22 protein-coding genes are annotated in these 22,858 nt (G+C 59.4%); 9 read left to right on the forward strand and 13 right to left on the reverse strand.

Annotation, left to right across the window (positions count from 1 at the left end; translation table 11 throughout):
• Positions 1 to 5 precede the first annotated feature (5 nt).
• The 3 genes from lepA to lptF all read right to left on the reverse strand — a co-directional run bounded on the left by lepA (position 6) and on the right by lptF (position 4,154).
• Entirely contained in the window at positions 6 to 1,805 is a 1,800-nt protein-coding gene (gene lepA / locus KBP52_RS13245; RefSeq protein ID WP_034154800.1) for a translation elongation factor 4, read from the reverse strand.
• 173 nt (positions 1,806 to 1,978) lie between these two features.
• Entirely contained in the window at positions 1,979 to 3,040 is a 1,062-nt protein-coding gene (gene lptG, locus KBP52_RS13250) for an LPS export ABC transporter permease LptG (RefSeq protein ID WP_034154799.1), read from the reverse strand.
• Entirely contained in the window at positions 3,033 to 4,154 is a 1,122-nt protein-coding gene (lptF, locus tag KBP52_RS13255; protein ID WP_212622916.1) for an LPS export ABC transporter permease LptF, read from the reverse strand. The genes lptG and lptF overlap by 8 nt, the downstream gene beginning before the upstream one ends.
• 475 nt (positions 4,155 to 4,629) lie before the next feature.
• Here lptF and KBP52_RS13260 point away from each other — a divergent pair, with 475 nt between their 5' ends.
• The 5 genes from KBP52_RS13260 (at position 4,630) to rlmF (ending at position 11,306) form a co-directional block, all read left to right on the forward strand.
• Positions 4,630 to 6,120 (forward strand): leucyl aminopeptidase, encoded by a 1,491-nt coding sequence (locus KBP52_RS13260; RefSeq protein ID WP_212622917.1) that lies wholly within the window; start codon positions 4,630 to 4,632, stop codon positions 6,118 to 6,120.
• A 57-nt stretch (positions 6,121 to 6,177) separates the two neighbouring features.
• Positions 6,178 to 6,606 carry a DNA polymerase III subunit chi gene (locus KBP52_RS13265; protein ID WP_212622918.1) on the forward strand — a complete coding sequence of 143 codons (429 nt, stop codon included), beginning with the start codon at positions 6,178 to 6,180 and terminating at the stop codon, positions 6,604 to 6,606.
• A gap of 8 nt (positions 6,607 to 6,614) precedes the next feature.
• The gene (locus KBP52_RS13270) at positions 6,615 to 7,010 is read left to right on the forward strand and encodes a DNA polymerase III subunit chi (RefSeq protein WP_212622919.1); all 396 of its coding nucleotides are present in this window, start codon (positions 6,615 to 6,617) and stop codon (positions 7,008 to 7,010) included.
• A 198-nt stretch (positions 7,011 to 7,208) separates the two neighbouring features.
• Positions 7,209 to 10,055: a valine--tRNA ligase gene (locus KBP52_RS13275; RefSeq protein WP_212622920.1), complete on the forward strand. Its 2,847-nt coding sequence runs from the start codon at positions 7,209 to 7,211 to the stop codon at positions 10,053 to 10,055.
• A 231-nt stretch (positions 10,056 to 10,286) separates the two neighbouring features.
• Entirely contained in the window at positions 10,287 to 11,306 is a 1,020-nt protein-coding gene (rlmF, locus tag KBP52_RS13280; RefSeq protein ID WP_077571235.1) for a 23S rRNA (adenine(1618)-N(6))-methyltransferase RlmF, read from the forward strand.
• Between the two features lie 193 nt (positions 11,307 to 11,499).
• Here the strand turns inward: rlmF and KBP52_RS13285 are convergent, their stop codons facing one another.
• Positions 11,500 to 11,781 (reverse strand): HU family DNA-binding protein, encoded by a 282-nt coding sequence (locus tag KBP52_RS13285; protein ID WP_003221909.1) that lies wholly within the window; start codon positions 11,779 to 11,781, stop codon positions 11,500 to 11,502.
• Positions 11,782 to 12,176: 395 nt separating this feature from the next.
• Between KBP52_RS13285 and yejK the strand changes: the two genes are divergently transcribed.
• Positions 12,177 to 13,181, forward strand: a complete 1,005-nt coding sequence (gene yejK / locus KBP52_RS13290; RefSeq protein WP_007909053.1) for a nucleoid-associated protein YejK — start codon at positions 12,177 to 12,179, stop codon at positions 13,179 to 13,181.
• The gene (locus KBP52_RS13295) at positions 13,181 to 13,531 is read left to right on the forward strand and encodes a glutaredoxin family protein (protein ID WP_212622921.1); all 351 of its coding nucleotides are present in this window, start codon (positions 13,181 to 13,183) and stop codon (positions 13,529 to 13,531) included. Before yejK ends, KBP52_RS13295 begins: the two co-directional genes overlap by 1 nt.
• Before the next feature lie 116 nt (positions 13,532 to 13,647).
• On the opposite strand, the gene KBP52_RS13300 is transcribed toward KBP52_RS13295, so the two are convergent.
• The 5 genes from KBP52_RS13300 to KBP52_RS13320 all read right to left on the reverse strand — a co-directional run bounded on the left by KBP52_RS13300 (position 13,648) and on the right by KBP52_RS13320 (position 17,639).
• Complete coding sequence (locus KBP52_RS13300) at positions 13,648 to 14,583, reverse strand: glutathione S-transferase family protein (protein WP_123595002.1); 936 nt, start codon at positions 14,581 to 14,583, stop codon at positions 13,648 to 13,650.
• A gap of 84 nt (positions 14,584 to 14,667) precedes the next feature.
• Complete coding sequence (locus KBP52_RS13305; protein ID WP_077571233.1) at positions 14,668 to 14,970, reverse strand: GIY-YIG nuclease family protein; 303 nt, start codon at positions 14,968 to 14,970, stop codon at positions 14,668 to 14,670.
• A 40-nt stretch (positions 14,971 to 15,010) separates the two neighbouring features.
• Positions 15,011 to 15,481 (reverse strand): nuclear transport factor 2 family protein, encoded by a 471-nt coding sequence (locus KBP52_RS13310; protein ID WP_212622922.1) that lies wholly within the window; start codon positions 15,479 to 15,481, stop codon positions 15,011 to 15,013.
• A 204-nt stretch (positions 15,482 to 15,685) separates the two neighbouring features.
• Entirely contained in the window at positions 15,686 to 16,990 is a 1,305-nt protein-coding gene (locus KBP52_RS13315; RefSeq protein WP_077571231.1) for a CynX/NimT family MFS transporter, read from the reverse strand.
• Positions 16,980 to 17,639 carry a FadR/GntR family transcriptional regulator gene (locus KBP52_RS13320; protein ID WP_116029550.1) on the reverse strand — a complete coding sequence of 220 codons (660 nt, stop codon included), beginning with the start codon at positions 17,637 to 17,639 and terminating at the stop codon, positions 16,980 to 16,982. Before KBP52_RS13320 ends, KBP52_RS13315 begins: the two co-directional genes overlap by 11 nt.
• Before the next feature lie 166 nt (positions 17,640 to 17,805).
• Here KBP52_RS13320 and KBP52_RS13325 point away from each other — a divergent pair, with 166 nt between their 5' ends.
• Together KBP52_RS13325 and KBP52_RS13330 are read left to right on the forward strand one after the other, a co-directional pair.
• Entirely contained in the window at positions 17,806 to 18,117 is a 312-nt protein-coding gene (locus KBP52_RS13325) for a type II toxin-antitoxin system MqsR family toxin (RefSeq protein WP_077571229.1), read from the forward strand.
• Entirely contained in the window at positions 18,114 to 18,602 is a 489-nt protein-coding gene (locus KBP52_RS13330) for a type II toxin-antitoxin system MqsA family antitoxin (RefSeq protein WP_034154577.1), read from the forward strand. The genes KBP52_RS13325 and KBP52_RS13330 overlap by 4 nt, the downstream gene beginning before the upstream one ends.
• A 52-nt stretch (positions 18,603 to 18,654) precedes the next feature.
• On the opposite strand, the gene KBP52_RS13335 is transcribed toward KBP52_RS13330, so the two are convergent.
• The 4 genes from KBP52_RS13335 to KBP52_RS13350 form a co-directional block, all read right to left on the reverse strand.
• Positions 18,655 to 19,419, reverse strand: a complete 765-nt coding sequence (locus KBP52_RS13335) for an amino acid ABC transporter ATP-binding protein (protein ID WP_008080191.1) — start codon at positions 19,417 to 19,419, stop codon at positions 18,655 to 18,657.
• 11 nt (positions 19,420 to 19,430) lie between these two features.
• Complete coding sequence (locus tag KBP52_RS13340; protein WP_007949911.1) at positions 19,431 to 20,525, reverse strand: amino acid ABC transporter permease; 1,095 nt, start codon at positions 20,523 to 20,525, stop codon at positions 19,431 to 19,433.
• A gap of 10 nt (positions 20,526 to 20,535) precedes the next feature.
• A complete protein-coding gene (locus tag KBP52_RS13345; protein ID WP_116029548.1) occupies positions 20,536 to 21,717 on the reverse strand; it encodes an amino acid ABC transporter permease in 1,182 nt (393 codons plus the stop codon).
• A gap of 66 nt (positions 21,718 to 21,783) precedes the next feature.
• Complete coding sequence (locus tag KBP52_RS13350) at positions 21,784 to 22,815, reverse strand: amino acid ABC transporter substrate-binding protein (RefSeq protein WP_077571226.1); 1,032 nt, start codon at positions 22,813 to 22,815, stop codon at positions 21,784 to 21,786.
• Between the last annotated feature and the right edge of the window lie 43 nt (positions 22,816 to 22,858).

Consider the following 22,858-nt stretch of genomic DNA (forward strand, 5'->3'; position numbering starts at 1 on the left):
AGGACCTAACTATCCAACCTGAGCACGGCAAGGAAGGCTTCTTGTGGAATTTCCACGTTGCCGACCTGCTTCATGCGTTTCTTACCGGCCTTTTGCTTCTCGAGCAGTTTCTTCTTACGGCTGACGTCACCACCGTAGCATTTGGCCAATACGTTCTTTCTGAGCGCCTTGACGGTTGTCCGGGCAACGATCTGACCACCGATGGCGGCCTGAATGGCTACGTCGAACATCTGACGAGGAATCAGTTCTTTCATCTTCTCGGTCAACTGGCGACCTTTGTAGTGCGAGTTGTCACGATGCACGATCAATGCGAGGGCATCGACCTTGTCGCCGTTGATCAGCACGTCCAGCTTCACCAGATTAGCCGATTGGTAACGGTCGAAATGGTAATCCAGCGAAGCATAGCCGCGACTGGTGGATTTGAGACGGTCGAAGAAGTCCAGCACCACTTCGTTCATCGGCAGGTCGTAAGTGACTTGCACCTGATTGCCGAGGAACAGCATGTCGACTTGAACGCCACGCTTCTCGATGCACAGGGTGATGACGTTACCCAAGTGCTCTTGCGGCACGAGGATATTGGCGCGCACGATCGGCTCGCGCATGTCTTCGATCGACGACACATCCGGAAGCTTGGATGGGTTGTCGACGTAAATCGTTTCACCGGTTTTCAGCACCAGTTCGAAAATTACCGTCGGTGCCGTGGTGATCAGGTCCAGGTCATACTCGCGCTCGAGGCGCTCCTGGATGATTTCCATGTGCAGCATGCCAAGGAAGCCGCAACGGAAGCCGAAGCCCAGTGCGTCGGAGCTTTCCGGGGTGTACTGCAGCGACGAGTCGTTGAGGGTCAGCTTCTGCAGCGCTTCGCGGAAATCTTCGAAGTCGTCGGAGCTGACCGGGAACAGACCGGCGTAAACCTGTGGCTGGATGCGTTTGAAGCCGGGCAGCACTTCAACGTCCGGGGTGGAGCTCAGGGTCAGGGTGTCACCGACCGGTGCACCGTGAATGTCCTTGATGCTGGCGATGATGAAGCCCACTTCGCCGGCTTTCAGATCCGTGGTGGCGGTGTGTTTCGGGTTGAACACACCCACGCTGTCGACCAGATGGATCTTGCCAGTGGACTTGACGAGGATCTTGTCGCCCTTCTTCACGCGGCCATGACGCACGCGCACCAGGGAGACAACGCCCAGGTAGTTGTCGAACCAGGAGTCGATGATCAACGCTTGCAGCGGATCTTCGATGTTGCCGGTCGGCGCAGGAATGGTGTGCACCAGACGTTCGAGCACTTCGTCGACACCCAGGCCGGTCTTGGCGCTGCAGGTGACGGCGTCGGTGGCGTCGATACCGATGATCTTCTCGATTTCGTCTTTGACGCGATCAGGATCAGCCTGCGGCAGGTCGATCTTGTTCAGCACCGGCATGACCTCAAGGCCCTGCTCGATGGCGGTGTAGCAGTTGGCCACGGACTGGGCTTCAACGCCTTGACCGGCGTCGACCACCAGCAGCGCACCTTCACAGGCAGCCAGGGAACGGCTGACTTCATAGGTGAAGTCGACGTGGCCCGGGGTGTCAATGAAGTTCAGCTGATACTTGATGCCGTCTTTGGCGGTGTAGTAGAGGGTAACGCTGTGGGCCTTGATGGTGATCCCGCGTTCACGCTCCAGATCCATGGAATCCAGTACCTGGGCTTCCATTTCACGCTCGGCCAGGCCGCCGCACATCTGGATGAAGCGATCGGCCAGCGTCGACTTGCCATGGTCAATGTGGGCGATGATGGAGAAATTGCGGATATGACTCAAATCACTCACGGATCAACACTCAAAAAGGCTGCAGGCATAGCCCGCCGAAAAATAGCCGGGAATTGTACCTGATACACGGCGCAAGCGTCACGTTCGCCTGTCACCCGGATTGCATGCAAAAACGCCCCGATCTGTCGATCGAGGCGTTTTCGAGGTTTAAAGCACAGATCAATCGCCTGTCATCAACCGGCTCTTCGCAACAGCCAGACGCCTGCCAGCGCACAGACACCGGCCGGCACCAGCACCGCGAACAGCGGCGAGAAGCCGAACACCAGGCTCGATGGGCCAAGCAAATCCTGGACGATACGGAAGGTGAAGCCCACTAGCACGCCGGTGAACACGCGCTGTCCGAGGGTCACCGAGCGTAGCGGGCCGAAGATAAAGGAGATCGCCATCAGTACCAGTGCAGCGGTCACCAGCGGCTGCAACACCTTGACCCAAAATGCCAGCCAGTAACGGCCGTTGCTCAGGCCTTGCTCGGACAGGTAGTGGATGTAACCCCACAAACCGCTGATCGACAGCGATTCCGGGGCCATGACCACGGTGCTGAGCAATTGCGGACTCAACGCCACGTCCCATTGCTCGCTCGGGGTATTGACGACTTCGGTGCTGCGTTCATGGAACAGCGTGGTGGCAACGTCGGTGAGCTGCCACTTGGTGCCGTCGAATTCGGCCTTCTTGGCGAAGCTTGAACTCAGTAGATGGCGTTCCTTGTCGAAGTGATAGCGGGTCACGCCATACAACAAACCGTTCGGTTGCACGGCGTTGATGTGGATGAACTCTTCACCCTGACGGTGCCACATACCGTGCTTGGCGCTTTGCGCGTCGCCGCTGCCTTGCGCCAGCGAGCGGTTGGCCTGGGCCATGCTTTCGGTCGCCGGAGCGACGTATTCGCCGATCAGCACGCCCGCCAGCATCAGCACCAGCATTGGCTTCATTACAGCCCAGACAATACGGCCGATGGACACGCCAGCGGCGCGCATGACCGTCAGCTCACTGCTGCTGGCCAGACTGCCGAGGCCGATCAGGCAGCCGATCAATGCGGCCATTGGCAGCATTTCATAGAGACGGCGCGGCGCAGTCAGCAATACAAAGCTCAGAACATCGACCAGCGTGTAGGTGTCACTGACATCACCCATCTCATCGATAAAGGCAAACAAGGTCGCCAGACCGAGAATGATTGCCAGCACGGCGATGATCGCCATGAACACGCTGCTGCCGATGTAGCGATCGAGTTTAACCACGGGCCACCTCCAACGCTGCAGCGCGACGGCTGGCCATCTTCAGACGCAGCGGCTCCCAATAGAGCAGGCCGAGACCGATGAACAGGAAGATCGCGTGCACCCACCATAGGCCGAGGGCCGGCGGGATCTTGCCTTTTTCAAGGGCGCCGCGTGCGGCAATCAGGATGGTCAGGTAAGCCATATAAAGAAGAATCGCCGGCAGCAGCTTGAGGAAACGCCCTTGGCGCGGATTGACTCGCGACAGCGGCACCGCCATCAGGGTCACGATAAACACCAGCAGCGGCAGGGACAAACGCCATTGCAGCTCGGTTTTCGAGCGGATGTCATCGCTGCCCAGCAGAGACGAGGTCGGCATGGCGTCACGGTCGGTGACTTCTTCGCTGACGTCTGGCTTGGGCAGCAGCACACCGTAGGTTTCGTAGTGAATAGTGCGGTAATCGGCCTGACCCGGGCTGCCGTCGTAGCGATAGCCGTTATCGAGGATCAGATAGCGGTTGCCGTCGGGGCGCACTTCCTGGCGACCGCTTTCGGCCACCAGCACGGAAATCCCGCGGTCCTTCTGATTGGCGCCGAGGTTCTTCTGCGAGATGAATACGCTGCCCAAATTGACGCGATCGTCGCTCAGGGTTTCAGTGTAGGTCACCCGAGTACCGTCACGCAGGGCCTGGAAGCGTCCCGGCTCGAGGGTGTCGAACTCAGTCAGCGCGTCCTGCTTGTTCAGCAGCAACTGGAACTGGTTGGCGCCTTGCGGGGCCAGGCCCAGGCTCAGCCACGCCACCACCAGCGCCACCAGCGTCGCCGGAAACAGGGTCATGCGAAACAGCTTCTGCTGACTCATGCCGGTGGCCGAGAGCACGGTCATCTCGCTTTCCAGATACAGGCGACCGTAGGCCAGCAGGATCCCGAGGAACAGGCCCAGCGGCAGAATCAGCTGCAGGAAACCCGGCAGGCGATAGCCCATGATCAGGAACAACGAGCCCGGATCGAGCTGGCCGGCAGCGGCCTGAGCCAGATATTTGATGAAGCGACCGCTCATGATGATGACCAGCAGCACAGCACTCACGGCGCTGAGGGTCAACAGGACTTCGCGGGACAGATAACGGAAGACGATCAAACCAGACACTCCAGGGTTGTCAGGCTAAGGCGGCCAAACAAGCAAACACATCGACCGGCCCGCAACGCAGAGCCGTCGAAAAAAGATGCGGCATTATCCTGTGATTGGGGGCGCCTGTCACTGCGCACACTCATCCATGTCTGTAATCCTTTGCAGATCGTACAACCTAGGGGGCGTTCTCAATTAGTTTTCACACCGCGCCGGGTTGTGCCTTAAAGCCGGCCAGTCTGCGTTGCAGGCCTTGGAAAGGGAACAACCATTCCCAGCGGCCTGCGCCTTGCCTGGCTGGCTTTAAGGCGACAACGCGGTGTGAAAACTAATTGAGAACACCCCCTAGGGTTGTCAGGCGCGGGGAGCGAGGTTCAAACTGCGGCCCTTGTCGCAGGCTTTGGCCTGCGCCTCTTCTATCTATAAGCAGGCGACTGCGGCCTCCGTCGAACGCCTGCGTGTTGACCATTCATTCAGGGATCCGGACATGGAACTGGTTGTAAAAAGCGTTAGCCCAGAAACGTTGAAAACCGCCACCCTGGTGGTTGCTGTTGGCGAAGGCCGCAAACTCGGCGTCGCCGCCAAACAAGTCGACGAACTGAGCGGTGGCGCGATCAGCGCCGTGCTCAAGCGTGGCGACCTGGCCGGCAAGGTTGGCCAGAGCCTGTTGCTGCACAGCCTGCCGAACCTGAAAGCCGAGCGCGTGCTGCTGGTCGGTGTGGGCAAGGATGAGGAACTGGGCGACCGTCCGTTCCGCAAAATCGTTGCCGGCATCCTCAACACCCTGAAGGGTCTGGGCGGCAGCGACGCCGTGCTGGCGCTGGATGAAGTTATTGTCAAAAACCGCGACAGCTACGGCAAAACTCGTCTGCTGGCAGAAACCCTGGTGGATGGCGAATACACCTTCGACCAGTTCAAGAGCCAGAAAGCCGAACCGCGCGCCCTGAAGAAAATCACCCTGCTGACCATCAAGGCCGCGCAAGCCGAAGTGCAGCGCGCAGTGAATCACGCTACAGCGATCGCCAACGGCATGGCGTTCACCCGCGATCTGGGTAACCTGCCGCCGAACATCTGCCACCCGACCTTCCTCGGCGAACAAGCCAAGAATCTGGGCAAAGAGTTCAAGGATCTGAAAGTCGAAGTCCTCGACGAGAAGAAGATCAAATCCCTCGGTATGGGCTCGTTCTACGCCGTCGGCCAGGGCAGCGAGCAACCGCCGCGCCTGATCGTCATGCAATACAACGGCGGCAAGAAATCCGCGAAGCCGTACGCCCTGGTCGGTAAAGGCATCACCTTCGACACCGGCGGCATCAGCCTGAAACCAGGCGCCGGCATGGACGAAATGAAGTACGACATGGGCGGCGCGGCCTCCGTGTTCGGTACCCTGCGTGCCGTACTTGAACTGAAACTGCCGATCAACCTGGTGTGCATTCTCGCCTGCGCCGAGAACATGCCGAGCGGCAATGCAACGCGTCCGGGCGATATCGTTACCACCATGAGCGGTCAGACCGTGGAAATCCTCAATACCGACGCCGAAGGCCGTCTGGTGCTGTGCGATGCGCTGACCTACTCCGAGCGTTTCAAGCCGCAAGCGGTGATCGACATCGCCACCCTGACCGGCGCCTGCGTCGTGGCACTGGGTGCGCACACCTCGGGCCTGCTGGGCAACAACGACGAACTGATCGACCAACTGCTCAGCGCCGGTAAAGCCGCTGATGACCGCGCCTGGCAATTGCCGCTGTTCGACGAATACCAGGAGCAACTGGACAGCCCGTTCGCCGACATCGCCAACATTGGCGGGCCGAAAGCCGGGACCATCACGGCTGCATGTTTCCTGTCGCGCTTCACCAAGAACCTCAACTGGGCGCACCTGGACATCGCGGGCACCGCGTGGACCAGCGGCGGCAAGGACAAAGGCGCAACCGGCCGTCCGGTGCCTCTGCTGACCCAGTACCTGCTGGATCGCGCCAAAGCCTGAACCCGCTGACGGGCGGCGTCACTTTCGGGTGACGCCGCTTGCTGCTCTGGAACCGCAATGACCAAAGTCGACTTCTATATCCTGCCCAGCGCCGCCCCTTCGGCTCGTCTGGACTTTGCCTGCAAGCTCACCGAGAAAGCCTGGCGCATGGGCCACCGCATCTACCTGCATTGCAGCGATGCCGCCCAGCGTGATGATCTCGATGCGCGCCTGTGGGCATTCAAGGGCGAAACGTTCGTGCCGCATGGCCCTGCCGACAGTGAGCCGGACGGTTTGATCGTTTTGGGCCTGGGTGAGGACTGCGGTCAGCATCAGGATTTACTGGTCAACCTCGACCTGAAAGTCCCGGCCTTCGCCAGCAAATTCGCCCGCGTGGCGGAAGTGGTGGTCGAAGATCCGACGATTCGGGCGGCCGCGCGGGAGAGTTTCCGTTTCTACCGCGAACAGGGCTATCCTCTGCAAGATCACCGTTTACAGCGACTCTGAGCATTCCAATGGACACTCCGAAACCGCAGCAAAAGTCCGCACACCTGCTGGACGATCTCGAATCGATCCGCCAGTTGCTCGGCGACGACAACCTGCAACCACCTCTGTTGACCGACACGGTCGATGATGGCGAACAGGAACAGATTCCGATGTTGTTCGATTCGGTCGGCAACGAGCCGGCCGCTGTCGAACCACCACCCGCGCCAGCTCCGACACCCGCCGCGCAACCAACGGCGCCGGTGAATAAGGGCCCGGATGCGCTGCTCCACCTCGACAGTGAACTGCGCGCCGCCGCGCAATTGATCATGCAAGACGTGATCGACGACTTCGCGCCGCACATCGAAACCGAAATCAAACGCCGGCTCGATGCGCGCATGGAACGGCTGCTCAGCCAGTACGAATAACCCCCGATCCCCTGTGAGAGCCAGCCTGCTGGCGATAGCAGCACCTCGGTTTTCCTGAAAAACCGCAGCGCCAGCATCGCGAGCAGGCTCACTCCTACATTTAGATCCCCTCCGGGCCCGCCCCGCTCGCCCTCGGCCCCATGCCCCGCTATACTCGTCGGCTTTTCCTGAATTAATGCCAATAGGGTCCCGCCGCGCATGGATAAGACCTACCAGCCGCACGCCATTGAAACTTCCTGGTACAACACCTGGGAGTCCGAGAACTACTTCGCCCCGCAAGGCGCGGGCGACTCCTACACCATCATGATCCCGCCGCCGAACGTCACCGGCAGCCTGCACATGGGTCACGGTTTCAACAACGCGATCATGGACGCCCTGATCCGTTTCCGCCGCATGCAGGGTCGCAACACCCTGTGGCAACCGGGCACCGACCACGCCGGTATCGCCACGCAGATGCTGGTGGAGCGTCAACTCGAAGCCCAGGGCCAGAATCGCCATGATCTGGGCCGCGAAAAATTCCTCGAGAAAGTCTGGGAATGGAAGGATCAGTCCGGCGGCAACATCAGCCGTCAGATCCGCCGTCTCGGCTCGTCCGTTGACTGGAGCCGCGAGCGCTTCACCATGGACGACGGCCTCTCGGAAGCGGTCAAAGAAGCCTTCGTGCGCCTGCACGAAGACGGTCTGATCTATCGCGGCAAGCGTCTGGTCAACTGGGACACCAAACTGCACACGGCGATTTCCGACCTCGAAGTGGAAAACCACGACGAGAAGGGTTTCCTGTGGAACCTGAAGTACCCGCTGGCCGACGGCGCGAAAACCGCTGAAGGCAACGACTTCCTGATCGTCGCGACCACCCGTCCGGAAACCATGCTCGGCGACTCCGCCGTCGCGGTGAACCCGAACGATGAGCGCTACAAATCCCTGATCGGCAAGTTTGTCGAGCTGCCGCTGGTTGGCCGCCGGATCCCGATCATCGCCGACGATTACTGCGATCCTGAATTCGGCACCGGTTGCGTGAAAATCACCCCGGCCCACGATTTCAACGACTACGAAGTCGGCAAGCGCCACAACCTGCCGCTGCTGAACATCTTCGACAAGAACGCCAACGTGCTGCCGGCAGCCCAGGTGTTCAACCTCGACGGTACGCTGAACGACAGCATCGATGGCGCGATTCCGGCTGAATACGCCGGTCTTGAGCGTTTCGAAGCGCGCAAGCAGATCGTTGCTGCGTTCGATGCCGCCGGCCTGCTGGTCAGTGTCAACGACCACGGCCTGAAAGTACCGAAAGGCGACCGCTCCGGCACCATCATCGAGCCGTGGCTGACCGACCAGTGGTACGTGTCGACCAAGCCTTTGGCCGAGCCTGCGATTGCCGCGGTTGAAGACGGTCGTATCCAGTTCGTGCCGAAGCAGTACGAAAACATGTACTTCTCGTGGATGCGCGACATCCAGGACTGGTGCATCAGCCGTCAGCTGTGGTGGGGCCACCGGATTCCGGCCTGGTACGACGAGTCGGGCAAGGTCTACGTCGGTCGCGACGAAGCCGAAGTGCGTGCCAAGCACAACCTCGGCCCGGACGTCGCACTGCAACAGGACAACGACGTACTCGATACCTGGTTCAGTTCCGGCCTGTGGACGTTCTCCACTCTCGGCTGGCCTGAGCAGACCGAATTCCTGAAGAAATTCCACTCCACCGACGTGCTGGTGACGGGCTTCGACATCATTTTCTTCTGGGTTGCCCGGATGATCATGCTGACCATGCACCTGATCAAGAACGAAGACGGCACGCCGCAGGTACCGTTCAAGACCGTGTATGTGCACGGTCTGGTGCGTGATGGCCAGGGCCAGAAGATGTCCAAGTCCAAGGGCAACGTCCTTGACCCGCTGGACATCATCGACGGTATCGAACTGGAAGAACTGGTGCAGAAACGCACCTCCGGCCTGATGCAGCCGAAACTGGCGAAGAAGATCGAGAAGCAGACCCGCGACGAATTCGCTGACGGCATTGCCAGCTACGGCACCGACGCCCTGCGCTTCACCTTCTGCTCGCTGGCGTCGACCGGTCGCGATATCAAGTTCGACATGGGCCGCGTCGAAGGCTATCGCAACTTCTGCAACAAGATCTGGAACGCTGCGCGTTACGTTCTGGACAAGGGCGAAGACTGCGGCCAGAACGGCGAAGCCTACGAGCTGTCGCTGGCGGATCGCTGGATCATCTCGCAACTGCAACGCACCGAAGCCGAAGTGACCCGTCAACTCGATCAGTTCCGTTTCGACCTGGCGGCACAAGCGCTGTACGAGTTCATCTGGAACCAGTACTGCGACTGGTACCTGGAACTGTCCAAGCCTGTGCTGTGGGACGAGAACGCGCCGGTTGAGCGTCAGCGCGGCACTCGCCGTACGCTGGTTCGCGTACTGGAAGTGGCATTGCGTCTGGCGCATCCGTTCATGCCGTTCATCACTGAAGAAATCTGGCAGCGCATCGCGCCGCTGGCCGGTATCCAGGGCAAGACGATCATGCTGCAAGCTTGGCCAGTGGCCAACGAAGAGCGCATCGATCCGGCCGCCGAAGACGACATCGAATGGCTCAAGGAACTGATGCTCGGCACGCGTAACATCCGTGGCGAAATGAACATCGGCCCGGGCAAGCCGCTGCCGATCTACCTGAAGAACGTCAGCGCTGAAGACCAGCGCCGCCTGACCGAGAACGAAGCGCTGCTGAAGAAGCTGGCGCGTCTGGAATCGATCACCGTTCTACAGGCTGGTGAAGAAGCACCGCTGTCCGCCACCGCTCTGGTTGGCGAGATGGAAGTGCTGGTGCCGATGGCCGGTCTGATCGACAAGGGCGCTGAGCTCGCGCGTCTGGACAAGGAAATCCTGCGTCTGCAGGGCGAAGTCCAGCGCGTTGGCGGCAAACTGTCCAACGCCGGTTTCGTCGACAAGGCCCCGGCCGAAGTCATCGAGAAGGAGCGCGCCAAACTGGCCGAGGCTGAACAAGCCCTGGGCAAACTGGCCGAGCAGCATGCGCGGATTGCCAGCCTGTAACGGCAAATCGCAGTGAAAAGGGAGGCCCAGGTGGTCTCCCTTTTTTATTCCTGATCACCACGAATCCCCTGTGGGAGCGAGCCTGCTCGCGAAAGCGGTGGGTCAGTCGACAAATCTGCCGGATGTGAAACCGCCTTCGTGAGCAGGCTCGCTCCCACAGTTTGACCGGTGTTGCCTTGAGATGTGGGACAATACCCGCCACTTTCAGCCATACCCGAATCGACCACGCCCATGAACGCCCCCCGCACACCCAAACCTGCGCGCAAGAAGCCTGACTCCGCGACCCCGACCAAGACCGTCGAGCCGCGTGAAAAGGCCAGCCTGCACCCGCGCAATCGCCATCAGGGTCGTTACGACTTCCCGGCGCTGATCAAGACCACGCCGGAACTGGCGAAGTTCGTGATCACCAACCCGTACGGCAAGGAAAGCATCGACTTCGCCAGCCCCGATGCGGTGCGCGTGTTCAACCGGGCGCTGCTCAAGTCGTTTTATGGCATCCAGCATTGGGACATCCCGGCAGACTACCTCTGCCCACCGGTTCCGGGCCGTGCCGATTACGTGCACTTCCTCGCCGATTTGCTGGCGAGCATGAACGACGGCAAGGTGCCGCGCGGCGCGATCGTCAACGTGCTGGACATCGGCATGGGTGCCAACTGCGTGTATCCGCTGATCGGTAACAGTGAATACCGCTGGCACTTCCTCGGTTCGGAGATCGACCCGACCGCCGTGGCTGCCGCCCGCGCCATCGTCCAGTCCAACGATCTGAACAAGGTTATCCAGCTGCGTCAGCAGGAAAACCGCAAGCACATCCTGATCGGTCTGCTGGAGCCGGGCGAGCGCTTTGACCTGACCATGTGCAACCCGCCGTTCCACGCTTCGATGGATGAGGCGACCAAGGGTAGCGAGCGCAAATGGCGCGCACTGGGCAAGGCCGACCCGAAACGCAAACTGCCGGTGCTGAACTTCGGTGGCCAGTCGGCAGAGCTGTGGTGCGAGGGCGGTGAAGCGCGCTTCGTGACGCAACTGATCGCCGAGAGCGCGAATTTCCAGCATAAAGTGCTGTGGTTCAGCACATTAGTGTCGAAAGCTTCGAACCTGCCAGCCATCGAAACCGCGCTGAAAAAAGCCGGCGTGCTGGAAAGCCAGGTCGTCGAGATGTCTCAGGGCCAGAAGCAGAGCCGCTTTGTGGCCTGGACTTTCCAGACCAAGTCCGAGCAGCAGATCTGGCGCCGCGAGCGCTGGGTACGCTAAGACACCGAAGATCCCCTGTGGGAGCGAGCCTGCTCGCGAAGGCGGCGTGTCAGTTAGCTTCAATATCGACTGATCCACCGCATTCGCGAGCAGGCTCGCTCCCACATTGGCCCTGCGATTCAGCCACCAAATCGCAGACACAAAAAAAACCGTGCCCGGATCGCTCCGGTGCACGGTTTTTTATTACTGCGTCTTACTTGTTCACAGCGTCGGTCAGGCCTTTGGCCACAACCAGCTTGATCACTTTCTTAGCAGGGATTTCGATGGCAGCGCCAGTCGAAGGGTTACGGCCAGTGCGGGCAGGACGCTCGGTCACTTTCAGCTTGCCGATACCTGGCAAGGTGATTTCGCCGCCGTTTTCCAGCTGATCGGCAACGATTTGGCCCAATTGGTCCAGAGCGTTACGCGCGGTGGTTTTCGGCGCGTCGATAGCTTCAGCGATGTCGGCGATCAGTTGGTCTTTAGTAAGAGCCATGTAGTGTTCCTTCCCTATCAAATTCATATGGATTGCAGAGTGCAGTGTCAGCCATCGAGCCCGATCTTCTGGATCTGGCACCCTCGGCGATAACCACGACGAGTCGGGTTATAGATACCGAAATCAGGGTTTGGTTCGACCTGACAAATGCTGATTGCACGCTTAACGCAGTGACTTCGCGTAAGACCGGGCAAAACTAGCACAGAGACGGGGAAATATCCGCCTCTAGCTACCCATTTGGTCAGCTTTATTGCTCTAAATCGGTAAAAAACTGCATAAGGCCGGTCGTGCGCCCCGGTTTCGCCCTACAACCCGCGCCAAAACCAGTGGTTGCGGTACACTTGGCACTTTTTCGGGGGAGCCTGCCCTCCTCCCATCCAACAGCCGAGAAGCCCATGCCGATCCGTCATTGCATCGTCCACCTGATCGACAAAAAACCCGACGGCACGCCCGCAGTTCTGCACGCCCGTGACACGGAACTGGCCGAGTCTGCAGCCATCGAAAACATGCTCGCCGACCTCAACGAGAGCTATAACGCCAAACAGGGCAAAGCCTGGGGCCTGTTTCATCCGGAATCGGGTGCGTTCCCGTTCAGCGGCTGGCTGAAGGAATACATGGAAGGCGGCAAGGACTTCACCGCGTTCAGCAAAGTCGCGGTCGAGCACCTGCAAAAATTGATGGAAGAGTCGAACCTGTCGGTCGGCGGCCACGTGCTGTTCGCCCACTATCAGCAAGGCATGACCGATTACCTGGCAATCGCCCTGCTGCACCACAGCGAAGGCGTGGCAGTGACCGATGAGCTGGACGTGACCCCGTCGCGCCACCTCGACCTCGGCCAGTTGCACCTGGCGGCGCGCATCAACGTCTCCGAGTGGCAGAACAACAAGCAGTCCAAACAGTACATCTCGTTCATCAAGGGCAAGAACGGCAAAAAAGTCTCGGAATACTTCCGCGACTTCATCGGCTGCCAGGAAGGCGTCGACGGCCCGGGCGAGACGCGCACGCTGCTCAAGGCGTTCAGTGACTTCGTCGAGAGCGAAGACCTGCCCGAAGAGTCCGCTCGCGAGAAGACCAAAACCCTGGTCGATTACGCCAGCAGCCAGGCCAAACTCGGCGAACCGATGGGTCTGGAAGAGTTGTCCGAGCTGATCGACGAGGAGCGCCCGAAAGCCTTCTACGATCACATCCGCAACAAGGATTACGGCCTGTCGCCAGAGATTCCGGCGGACAAACGCACCCTGAATCAATTCCGCCGCTTCACCGGCCGCGCCGAAGGCCTGTCGATCAGCTTTGAAGCGCACCTGCTGGGTTCGAAGATCGAATACGACGAAGAGGCTGGCACCCTGGTGATCAAAGGCCTGCCAACGTCGCTCACCGATCAGCTGAAGCGCCGTAACTGATGCTTGGCAATGTGCTGAAGAAGGTTGCGCTGGTTCTGCTGGTGGTCGTGGTCTATCAGAACTGGGGCAAGATCGAGCGGGTGTTCAATCCGTCGCAGATGGTTGCCGAGCAGACGCGCGCGCAGGCCAACGTCGTACTCTACGCCACCGACTGGTGCGGCTACTGCAAGCAGACCAAACGTTTTCTCGACAGCAAGGGGATTCCGTTCAAGGAGTTCGATATCGAGAAGGACGCCGAGGCGCGCAAGGCCTATGAGGCATTGGGTGGACGCGGGATTCCGCTGATCGACGTTAACGGCACATTGATTCGCGGGTTTGACGCGGACGAAATCCTCGCCGCCCTGAAATAACCTGTAGGAGTGAGCCTGCTCGCGATAGCGGTGTGTCAGTCGATAAATCCGCCGATTGACACACCGCTATCGCGAGCAGGCTCACTCCTACAAAGTTTTGCATCAGACTTGAGAGATCAGCGTGCTTCGATACGGAAGCCGAAACGCGGGAAGTGCACATGCACCACACCGCCACGCTCATCTTCACGACGAATGATCAACTCTTCGCGACCGGCAAACAGCAACTCCCCCACCACCGGATCAACCCCGTAATCCGTCGCCGAGATCGCCACCTGCTGCCCGGCCTTGAAGCCGTTCGGATCTACAAACTGCTCGCCAGGCAATGCCGCCGGTGTCGCGTTGCGTGCAACCTCAAGCGCCTCTTCCGACGTCATCGCACTGGCTGCGCCATGGCCAAAGCCCAGCACTCGTCCCAACCAGGCCGCAACAGCCGGATAATCATCCACCAGTGGAGCCGTGACATGCGTAGCCTTGAGGAACCACAGCGGATGCGCCAGCGCGAAGTCGGCAATCGACGGCTCGCCGAACAGGAAGTCGCCCTGCTCGCGCTGTAACTGCTGCTCAAGGCGAGCCATGATCGTCGGCCACTGATGCTTGGCTTGTTCGGCAGACAAACGCGTGGCGCTGCCACCACTGAACAGACCGGCGCGGTCGGCGATAAAAGCCTTGATCGCTTCCGGCGGCAACTTGGCGAAGCGCACCGCCACCGATTCCGGCTGAAACACCAGACTCACCGCATGTTGAAACACCACCGAGTCAGCCCACGTGGCAAAACTGGCAGCGGTGAATTCCTGACCCTCAGGAAAGAACGCCGGCAAGGCTTTTTCCTGCTCCAGACGACGGGCGATCAGCGAAGTGTCGCAATAGATATCAGCGCCAATCTGCAACACCGGGGTCTTGCGATAGCCACCGGTCAGGGCGGTCAGATCCGGTTTCGGCATCACCGGCGAGATGTGCACCGAGCGCCACGACAAGCCTTTGAAGCCCAGCAGCAGACGGGCCTTCTCGGCAAATGGAGAGGTCGGGTAATGGTGGAGAATCAACTCGGACATGCTCGGCTCCGCCGCTCAGATAGTGAGCCAGCAGCTTAGCGTGCATTTGCTTAGCAGCCTACAGATCTGCCTGATGGGAACCAATCAGTCAGATTGATAAGACGCGACCAGACACTCCTTCGCGCTCTTCCTGAGTTTTTTGATTAACCGTTCCTGGCGCAACGCATCGCTTTTATCGCGGCACAGCTCGGTGTAGACCAGCGCCATCGCCGGGCTGGAGAGAAAGAACCGCGCGCCTTTGCCGCTTTGATGCTTGGCGAAGCGACGCACTGGATCATCGCTGACCCCGCAATACAACGAGCCATTGGCGGCGCGAACGAGGTAGACGAACCAGGACTTGCTCACTGGTTCGGCAGCGTCGACGGATTTTTCGCTAAGGCTGGTCACTTCGGGATCTGAACGCGTAGGAAAACAGGCGGCGATCTTATCAGCGACCGGCCTGAAATGCCTTCAGTCCCTTCAGCGCCTGGGCGCGCACGGCGTTGCGCACCAACGGTGTCCAGCCGAGCAGCAGGCCTTTGAAACCCAGGGCCTGACGCGACCAGCGCCACAGGTCGAAGTGGTCGTGGTGCTCGCAGATCTTGCCGTCACGGAAGACGAAACGGGCCTGGATATCGTTGATGACGATGTTGCCGGTCTGGCTGAACAGGTAGGTCGCGACCCAATGTGCGCCGCCGCTGCGCTCATCGGCGCGGACGTTGTCGAAGGTCAGCGAGAAATCCTTGGCCCGAGTGGTGAGCATGCGCCACATGTCGCCAGCATCGCGCCCGTGCAGTTCACCGAAGGCCGGATCGCTGAACACTACGTCATCGGTGTAGCAGGCGGCCATGGCTTCGGCGTCGAGGCGCTGGAAGGCCTGGTAAAAGCGGGTGATCAACGCGGCGTGGGCTTCGCTCATGGGCAATCTCCAAAATAGGTACAGATTGCCAGCACGATAATCTGCAATGCGCAGAAACACTATCGGCATTCGCAAACCGAATACCTGCTGTACACAAAACCCATGTAGGAGTGAGCCTGCTCGCGATAGCGGTGTGTCAGTCAGCGCAACGTTGACTGGTATAAAGCTATCGCGAGCAGGCTCACTCCTACAGTTTGAACCGCGTCAGATTTTTTCGCTTTGCACTTGCACGTACAGCGCACGCCCGGCGCCGAGGCCGGCGATGATTGCGCCGGTGCCAATGATGCCGAAGATCCAGCCCACGGCATTCCAGCCGCCGGTCCAGTCATGCACCACGCCGACGGCGAACGGCCCCATCGACGCCAGCGTATAGCCGAAGCCCTGAGACATGCTCGACAGGTTCGCCGCGACATGGGAATCGCGCGAACGCAGCACGATCAACGTCAGCGCCAGACTGAACGTACCACCCTGCCCCAGCCCCAGTAGAATCGCCCAGCCCCACAGGCCTTCGATCGGCGCGTACAGGCAGCCGAACAGACCGCCAAGGGTCAGCGCCATCACCACCACAATCGCCAGACGCTGATCCTTGCCACGCGTCGCCAGCCACGGCGCGGCCAGAGAACTGGCAAGTTGAATGATCACCGAACCGGACAACACCAGACCGGCCTGGGTTGGTGTCAGTCCACGACCGATCAGGATCGACGGCAACCAGCCGAAGACGATGTAGGCCAGCGACGATTGCAGGCCCATGTACAAGGTCACCTGCCAGGCCAGCGGATCACGCAGCAGACCGCGCACGCGATAGGCGACGTTGTGCGCGCCATGCTTTTGCCCGACTTGCGGCAGCCAGAACACCGCAGCAACCAGCGCCGGAATCACCCAGAAACCCAGGCCCATCGCCCAGCTGCCACCAAAATGCTCACTCAACGGCACGCTGGAACCGGCCGCCATCGCCGCGCCCAGACACAACGCCATGGTGTAGACGCCGGTCATGGTGCCGGCGTGTTTGGCGAAGTCGCGTTTGACGATGCCCGGCAACAGAACACCGATGATGCCGATGCTGGCGCCGCCCAATACGCTGCCGGCGAACAGGCCGATCTCACCGAAGTTGCTGCGCAGGATAATCCCGCCAGCGAGCGTCAGCAGAATCCCCAGCACCACCCGCTCAGCGCCAAAACGTCGCGCCAGAATAGGCGCCAAGGGTGCAAACAAACCGAGGCAGAGCACCGGCAACGTGGTCAGCAAACCGGCCTGAGCTGCCGATAATCCGAGGCTTTTCGACACGTCACTGAGCAGCGGCGCCATGCTCGACAGCGCCGGGCGCAAATTCAGCGCCACCAGAATCAGACCCAGCAGCAACAACCACGGCCGGCGCACCAGCGGATGGCTTTGTTGCACTTGTTCGTCATCGGCCTCGGCGTCGATCAGCAGTTCTTCAAGTTCTGCCGTGCGCTTGGGGGTTGTGGATATCTCGTTGCGGGACATGGATTTCTCGGTTTCAAGGTTCATTGATCAACTGCCTCGACAAGGCTTTGGCCCGTTCCGGGTCGCGTTGCTCGACCGCATCGAGCAACTCGATGTGCAGATCGAACACTTCCTGACGGCGCGGGACGATGTTCAGGGTCTGGCGCAACTGCGCGCCGACGATGCTGGAGAAATAGCGATACAACTCGCTGAGGGTCGGGTTGTGCGCGGCGTCGACCAAGCGACGGTGGAACACCAGATCGCAGGCGATGTAGGTGTCGAGATCGCCGTGGTAGTGGCTGCCGCTGGTGCCGAGCGCCTCACGCAATGCGACGAGGTCTTCTTCGGTACGACGTAACGCCGCCAGGCCGATGGCCTCGACTTCGAGGATGTGGCGGGTTTCCCGTGCCTGTTCCAGCGAGCATTGCGACAGCGCTTTCAGGGTATCCATCGGATCGACCACTGCGCGCAGATAACTGCCATCGCCCTGACGAATCTCGATCAGCCCTGAAAACGCCAGCACGCGCATGGCTTCGCGCACGGTGTTGCGGCTGATGCCCAGCTCGGCGCACAGCTCGGGTTCGGTCGGCAAACGCTCGCCAACCTGCCAGGCACCGCTGTTGATGCGCTGACGGAGTTGATCCAAGGCCTGATCGACCAGGGATCGCTTAACGAGTGGAGAAATGTCTGACATAGGATTCGCCCTTTCATCCAATCATAGGATGAATTTTCTGACATGTTAGTCAGACCCGTGTAGGACGGCAACCACCTAGGGTCAATCGGAGACACATGAAGCGGTATTTTCGATTGGTGAAAATTACCCTTTAAGGGTAATTTCAGGGACAGGGTTTTGGTTTCTTATGGAAAAGAACACACCCCATTATGAGCTGGCGGTGATCAAGGCTGAGGTGAGGCGGTTAGGTCAAAAAGCTTTCACCAAAGCTTCGGTCAAATCAGCTGAGAAGCTCGGCTTCAACCTCAGCGAAATGCTAGAGATCGTTTTCGAGCTACAAACCAGGATGTTGTACAAATCGATGACTACTTATGACGATCATCGAATCTGGCAAGACGTGTATCACATCAATTCACGAGATCAGGAGATTTACATCAAGGTGACCTACCGCCCCGGCGGCAGCCCACCGGTAATCTCCTTCAAGGAGAAAAACCCATGAAAACCCAGCAATGTGTCAGCTGCGGTGCACGTGAGGGAATGAGGCATTTCCAGGGTCGCGGAGAAACCCTGAGTGTCAAAGGCATGGAGCGCCGAGTAGACGATCTATCTGGTTGGGAGTGCCAGAAGTGCGGTGAAGTGGAATGGGATTTCGACACCGATAGTGCTGAGCGTTATTGTGATGCCGGTGACGAGCTGGTTCTCGCTGGCAGACAAATGATCGGCGCCGAGATGAAACGTATTCGACGCAAATTGCACCTGACGCAGAAAGAGACGGTGCAACTGCTCTCTGGTGGCGGGCATAACGCATTCTCTCGCTACGAACGCGGCGAGTTACTTCCACCCAAAGCATTGGTGCTGCTGATGCGTCTATTGGATCGTCATCCCTACATGCTCGTCGATATCCAGACCTTGGCTGAAGGCGCAGACCTGCGAGGTTTCACGCACACCGTACACAAGGAACACGAAACCCTCACCGTTTCCTGAACCACAAAAAACAAACCCGGCACAAGGCCGGGTTTGATTTACACACAAACCATCAGTGCAAAATCTGACTCAAGAACAACTTCGTCCGCTCATTCTGCGGATTATCGAAGAAGTCATTCGGCGCCGCCTGTTCAACGATCTCACCCTTGTCCATGAAGATCACACGGTTGGCCACGGTACGGGCAAAGCCCATCTCGTGGGTCACGCAGAGCATGGTCATGCCGTCTTCAGCCAGACCGATCATGGTGTCGAGTACTTCCTTCACCATCTCCGGATCGAGCGCTGAAGTCGGTTCATCGAACAGCATGATTTTCGGCTTCATGCACAGGGCGCGGGCGATCGCCACACGCTGTTGCTGACCACCGGACAGTTGCCCCGGGAATTTATGCGCCTGCTCCGGAATGCGTACGCGTTCCAGGTAATGCATGGCGATTTCCTCGGCCTTGCGCTTGGGCATCTTGCGCACCCACATTGGCGCCAGGGTGCAGTTCTGCAAAATGGTCAGGTGCGGGAACAGGTTGAAGTGCTGGAACACCATGCCGACTTCGCGGCGGATCGCTTCGATCTGCTTGAGGTCGTTGGTCAGTTCCACGCCGTCGACGACGATGCGGCCCTGCTGGTGCTCTTCCAGACGATTGAGGCAACGAATCGTCGTCGACTTACCCGACCCCGACGGGCCGCACAGGACGATACGCTCGCCCTGTTTGACATTGAGGTTGATGTCTTTGAGCACGTGGAACTGGCCGTACCACTTGTTGACGCCCTGCATCTGAATAATGCCTTCAGGACCTACAGGCTTTTTGATTGCTTCACTCATTTACAGAACTCCTAACGCTTGTGGCCAGTGTCGAGCTTGCGTTCCAGATGCATGGAATAGCGCGACATACCAAAACAGAAAATCCAGAACACCAGGGCGGCGAACACGTAGCCTTCGGTGGCCATGCCCAGCCATTTCGGATCGGCAGCGGCTTGTTTGACGCTGTTGAGCAGGTCAAAGAGGCCGATGATGATCACCAGACTGGTGTCCTTGAACAGCGCAATGAAGGTGTTGACGATGCCGGGAATGACCAGCTTCAGGGCTTGCGGCAAAATCACCAGGCCCATCGAACGCCAGTATCCGAGGCCCATCGCTGCAGCCGCTTCGTACTGACCTTTGGGGATCGCTTGCAGACCACCGCGCACCACTTCGGCCACATAGGCCGACTGGAACAGGATCACGCCGATCAGCGCCCGCAGCAGCTTGTCGAAGTTCATGCCTTCGGGCAGGAACAGCGGCAGCATCACCGAGGACATGAACAGCACCGTGATCAACGGCACGCCTCGCCAGAACTCGATGAAGGTCACGCAGACCACCCGAATCGCTGGCATGTTCGAACGACGACCCAGCGCCAGCACGATCCCCAGTGGCAAAGCTCCCGCGATACCGACAGTGGCGATCACCAGGGTCAGCATCAGGCCGCCCCACTGGCTGGTTGCCACCGGAGTCAGACCGAAACCGCCGTGCAACAGGGTGAAGGCAATGATCGGGTACAGCACCAGGAAGCTCAGCCCGTAGATCGCTTTACGCGGCACACGCGAGATGAACAATGGCGCCGCGCCGATCACCGCCAGCCACACGGTCAGGTCGACGCGCCAGCGCAACTCCGTCGGGTAGTAGCCGTACATGAACTGGCCGAAACGCTGCTGAATGAACACCCAGCAGGCGCCCTCCTTGGTGCAGTCGGCGCGGGTGGTGCCGACCCAGTTGGCATCGACAATCGCCCAGCTGAGGATCGGTGGCACCACGAGATAAATCAGGTAGAACGCAAACAGCGTCAGCAGGGTGTTGAGCCAGCTGGAGAACATGTTCGCGCGCATCCACGCCACCACGCCGATGCTGCTGTTCGGTGGGGGCATGTCAGGTTTGAAAGTATGAGTACTCATGCGCTTTTCCTTACCGCTCGATCAGCGCAATGCGCTTGTTGTACCAGTTCATCAGCAGGGAAATGCTGATACTGATCGCCAGGTACACGCTCATGGTGATGGCAATCACCTCGATCGCTTGACCGGTCTGGTTAAGCACCGTGCCGGCGAACAGCGACACCATTTCCGGATAACCGATACCGGCGGCCAGCGAAGAGTTTTTCGCCAGGTTGAGGTATTGGCTGGTCAGCGGCGGAATGATCACGCGCAGGGCTTGCGGAATGATCACCTTGCGCAGGGTCGGGCCGTTGCGCAGGCCGAGCGAACGCGCCGCTTCGGTCTGGCCGTGGCTGACCGACTTGATCCCGGAACGCACGATCTCGGCGATGAACGCCGCGGTGTACACGGTCAGGGCCAGGGTCAAAGCGAGCAGTTCCGGGATCAGCACCCAGCCACCAACAAAGTTGAAGCCTTGCAGCTTGGGCATTTCCCAGTGCAACGGGGCTCCAAAGATCAGTGCGCACAACGCCGGGATCACCAGCAAAATCGCCAGGCCGACCCAGAACTTGTGGAACGGCACGCCGGTTTCTTCAAAGCGCTTGTTGGCCCAGCGCGTCATCAGCACGATGCCGACGATGGCCACCACGATGCTGATCACGAACGCCCAGAAACCATCAGCCGCCAGCGCGGCCGGCATGTTCAGGCCACGGCTGCTGACGAAGAAAGTGTCGCCGAAGTTGTGGCTGTTGCGCGGCCCCGGCATGGTCAGGAATACCGCGAAGTACCAGAACAGGATTTGCAGCAGCGGCGGAATGTTGCGGAACACTTCCACATACACCGTCGCCAGTTTGCTGATGATCCAGTTCTGCGACAGCCGCGCTACACCGATGATGAAACCGAGGATCGTCGCCAGAACCACGCCTATCACAGTCACCAGCAGGGTGTTGAGCAGACCGATGACAAAGACGCGGGCATAGCTGTCCGCTTCGGTGTAGTCGATCAGGTGTTGAGCGATGCCGAATCCGGCACTGCGCTCCAGAAAGCCGAAACCGGAGGTAATGCCCCGGTGCTGAAGGTTGGTTTGCGTGTTGTCGAACAGGTACCAGCCCAGCGAGACCACCGCCACAACGGTGATGATCTGGAATAGCCACGCACGCACTCGTGGATCGCTGAGGCTGAGCCTCTGCTTTGGTGCGCCGATTGAATTTTGCATGAAGTGCCCCGGAAAAAATGGAACAAGAACATCACCCGGCGGTTGGCCCGCCGGGCGATAGAACCATTAGCGCACTGGTGGTGCGTACTGAATGCCGCCGTTGTTCCACAGGGCGTTCAAGCCGCGGTCGATTTCCAGCGGAGTACCCTTGCCGAGGTTTTTCTCGAAGATTTCGCCGTAGTTGCCGACTTGTTTGACGATCTGCACAACCCAGTCTTTCGGCAGTTTCAGGTCTTTGCCGTACTCGCCGTCAGCGCCGAGCATACGGGCAACGTCCGGGTTCTTCGTCGACTTGGCTTCAGCTTCGACGTTCTTCGACGTGATGCCGGCTTCTTCGGTGTTGAGCAGCGCGTAGCCAACCCAACGCACGATGGCCAGCCACTCGTCGTCGCCGTTACGTACGACCGGGCCCAGCGGTTCTTTGGAAATGGTTTCCGGCAGAACCACGTAGTCCTTCGGCGAGGCCAGCTTGGAGCGCTGGGCGAACAGCTGGGACTTGTCGGAGGTCAGCACGTCGCAACGACCGGATTCCAGCGACTTGGCGCTTTCATCGGAGGTGTCGAAAGTGATCGGGGTGTATTTCAGACCGTTGCCGCGGAAGTAGTCGGAAACGTTCAGCTCGGTGGTGGTACCGGCCTGGATGCAGATGGTTGCACCGTCCAGCTCTTTGGCACTCTTCACGCCCAGCTTGTTGTTCACCAGGAAGCCGATGCCGTCGTAGTAGGTAATGAAGCCCGGGAATTTCAGGCCCATGCCCGCGTCACGCGAACTGGTCATGGTGGTGTTGCGCGACAGAATGTCGATCTCGCCCGATTGCAGCGCGGTGAAGCGCTCCTTGGCGTTCAACTGACTGAACTTGACCTTGGTCGCGTCGCCGAATACGGCAGCGGCCACAGCGCGGCAGACGTCAGCGTCGATCCCGAGGATCTTGCCGGTCGCGTCCGGTACCGAGAAGCCCGGCAGACCGTCGCTCACGCCACACTGCACGAAACCTTTCTTCTGCACTGCATCCAGGGTTGCACCCGCCTGAGCGAACCCGCTGACACCGAGTACTGTTGCTGCAGTCACGATGGCCAGGGTGGATTTCAACATCTTCATTCAAACCTCCAGTTTTGCTCTTGTTGTGTCGGAGCTTGAGTCC

The organism is Pseudomonas sp. SCA2728.1_7 (assembly GCF_018138145.1).
Classification (GTDB): Bacteria; Pseudomonadota; Gammaproteobacteria; order Pseudomonadales; family Pseudomonadaceae; genus Aquipseudomonas; species Aquipseudomonas koreensis_A.

Coding starts and splice junctions, on each gene's coding strand:
- KBP52_RS13260 (WP_212622917.1), top strand. CDS start 4,630: ATGGAACTGGTTGTAAAAAGCGTTAGCCCAGAAACGTTGAAAACCGCC.
- KBP52_RS13265 (WP_212622918.1), top strand. CDS start 6,178: ATGACCAAAGTCGACTTCTATATCCTGCCCAGCGCCGCCCCTTCGGCT.
- KBP52_RS13270 (WP_212622919.1), top strand. CDS start 6,615: ATGGACACTCCGAAACCGCAGCAAAAGTCCGCACACCTGCTGGACGAT.
- KBP52_RS13275 (WP_212622920.1), top strand. CDS start 7,209: ATGGATAAGACCTACCAGCCGCACGCCATTGAAACTTCCTGGTACAAC.
- rlmF (WP_077571235.1), top strand. CDS start 10,287: ATGAACGCCCCCCGCACACCCAAACCTGCGCGCAAGAAGCCTGACTCC.
- KBP52_RS13285 (WP_003221909.1), bottom strand. CDS start 11,781: ATGGCTCTTACTAAAGACCAACTGATCGCCGACATCGCTGAAGCTATC.
- yejK (WP_007909053.1), top strand. CDS start 12,177: ATGCCGATCCGTCATTGCATCGTCCACCTGATCGACAAAAAACCCGAC.
- KBP52_RS13295 (WP_212622921.1), top strand. CDS start 13,181: ATGCTTGGCAATGTGCTGAAGAAGGTTGCGCTGGTTCTGCTGGTGGTC.
- KBP52_RS13300 (WP_123595002.1), bottom strand. CDS start 14,583: ATGTCCGAGTTGATTCTCCACCATTACCCGACCTCTCCATTTGCCGAG.
- KBP52_RS13310 (WP_212622922.1), bottom strand. CDS start 15,481: ATGAGCGAAGCCCACGCCGCGTTGATCACCCGCTTTTACCAGGCCTTC.
- KBP52_RS13315 (WP_077571231.1), bottom strand. CDS start 16,990: ATGAACCTTGAAACCGAGAAATCCATGTCCCGCAACGAGATATCCACA.
- KBP52_RS13320 (WP_116029550.1), bottom strand. CDS start 17,639: ATGTCAGACATTTCTCCACTCGTTAAGCGATCCCTGGTCGATCAGGCC.
- KBP52_RS13325 (WP_077571229.1), top strand. CDS start 17,806: ATGGAAAAGAACACACCCCATTATGAGCTGGCGGTGATCAAGGCTGAG.
- KBP52_RS13330 (WP_034154577.1), top strand. CDS start 18,114: ATGAAAACCCAGCAATGTGTCAGCTGCGGTGCACGTGAGGGAATGAGG.
- KBP52_RS13335 (WP_008080191.1), bottom strand. CDS start 19,419: ATGAGTGAAGCAATCAAAAAGCCTGTAGGTCCTGAAGGCATTATTCAG.
- KBP52_RS13340 (WP_007949911.1), bottom strand. CDS start 20,525: ATGAGTACTCATACTTTCAAACCTGACATGCCCCCACCGAACAGCAGC.
- KBP52_RS13345 (WP_116029548.1), bottom strand. CDS start 21,717: ATGCAAAATTCAATCGGCGCACCAAAGCAGAGGCTCAGCCTCAGCGAT.
- KBP52_RS13350 (WP_077571226.1), bottom strand. CDS start 22,815: ATGAAGATGTTGAAATCCACCCTGGCCATCGTGACTGCAGCAACAGTA.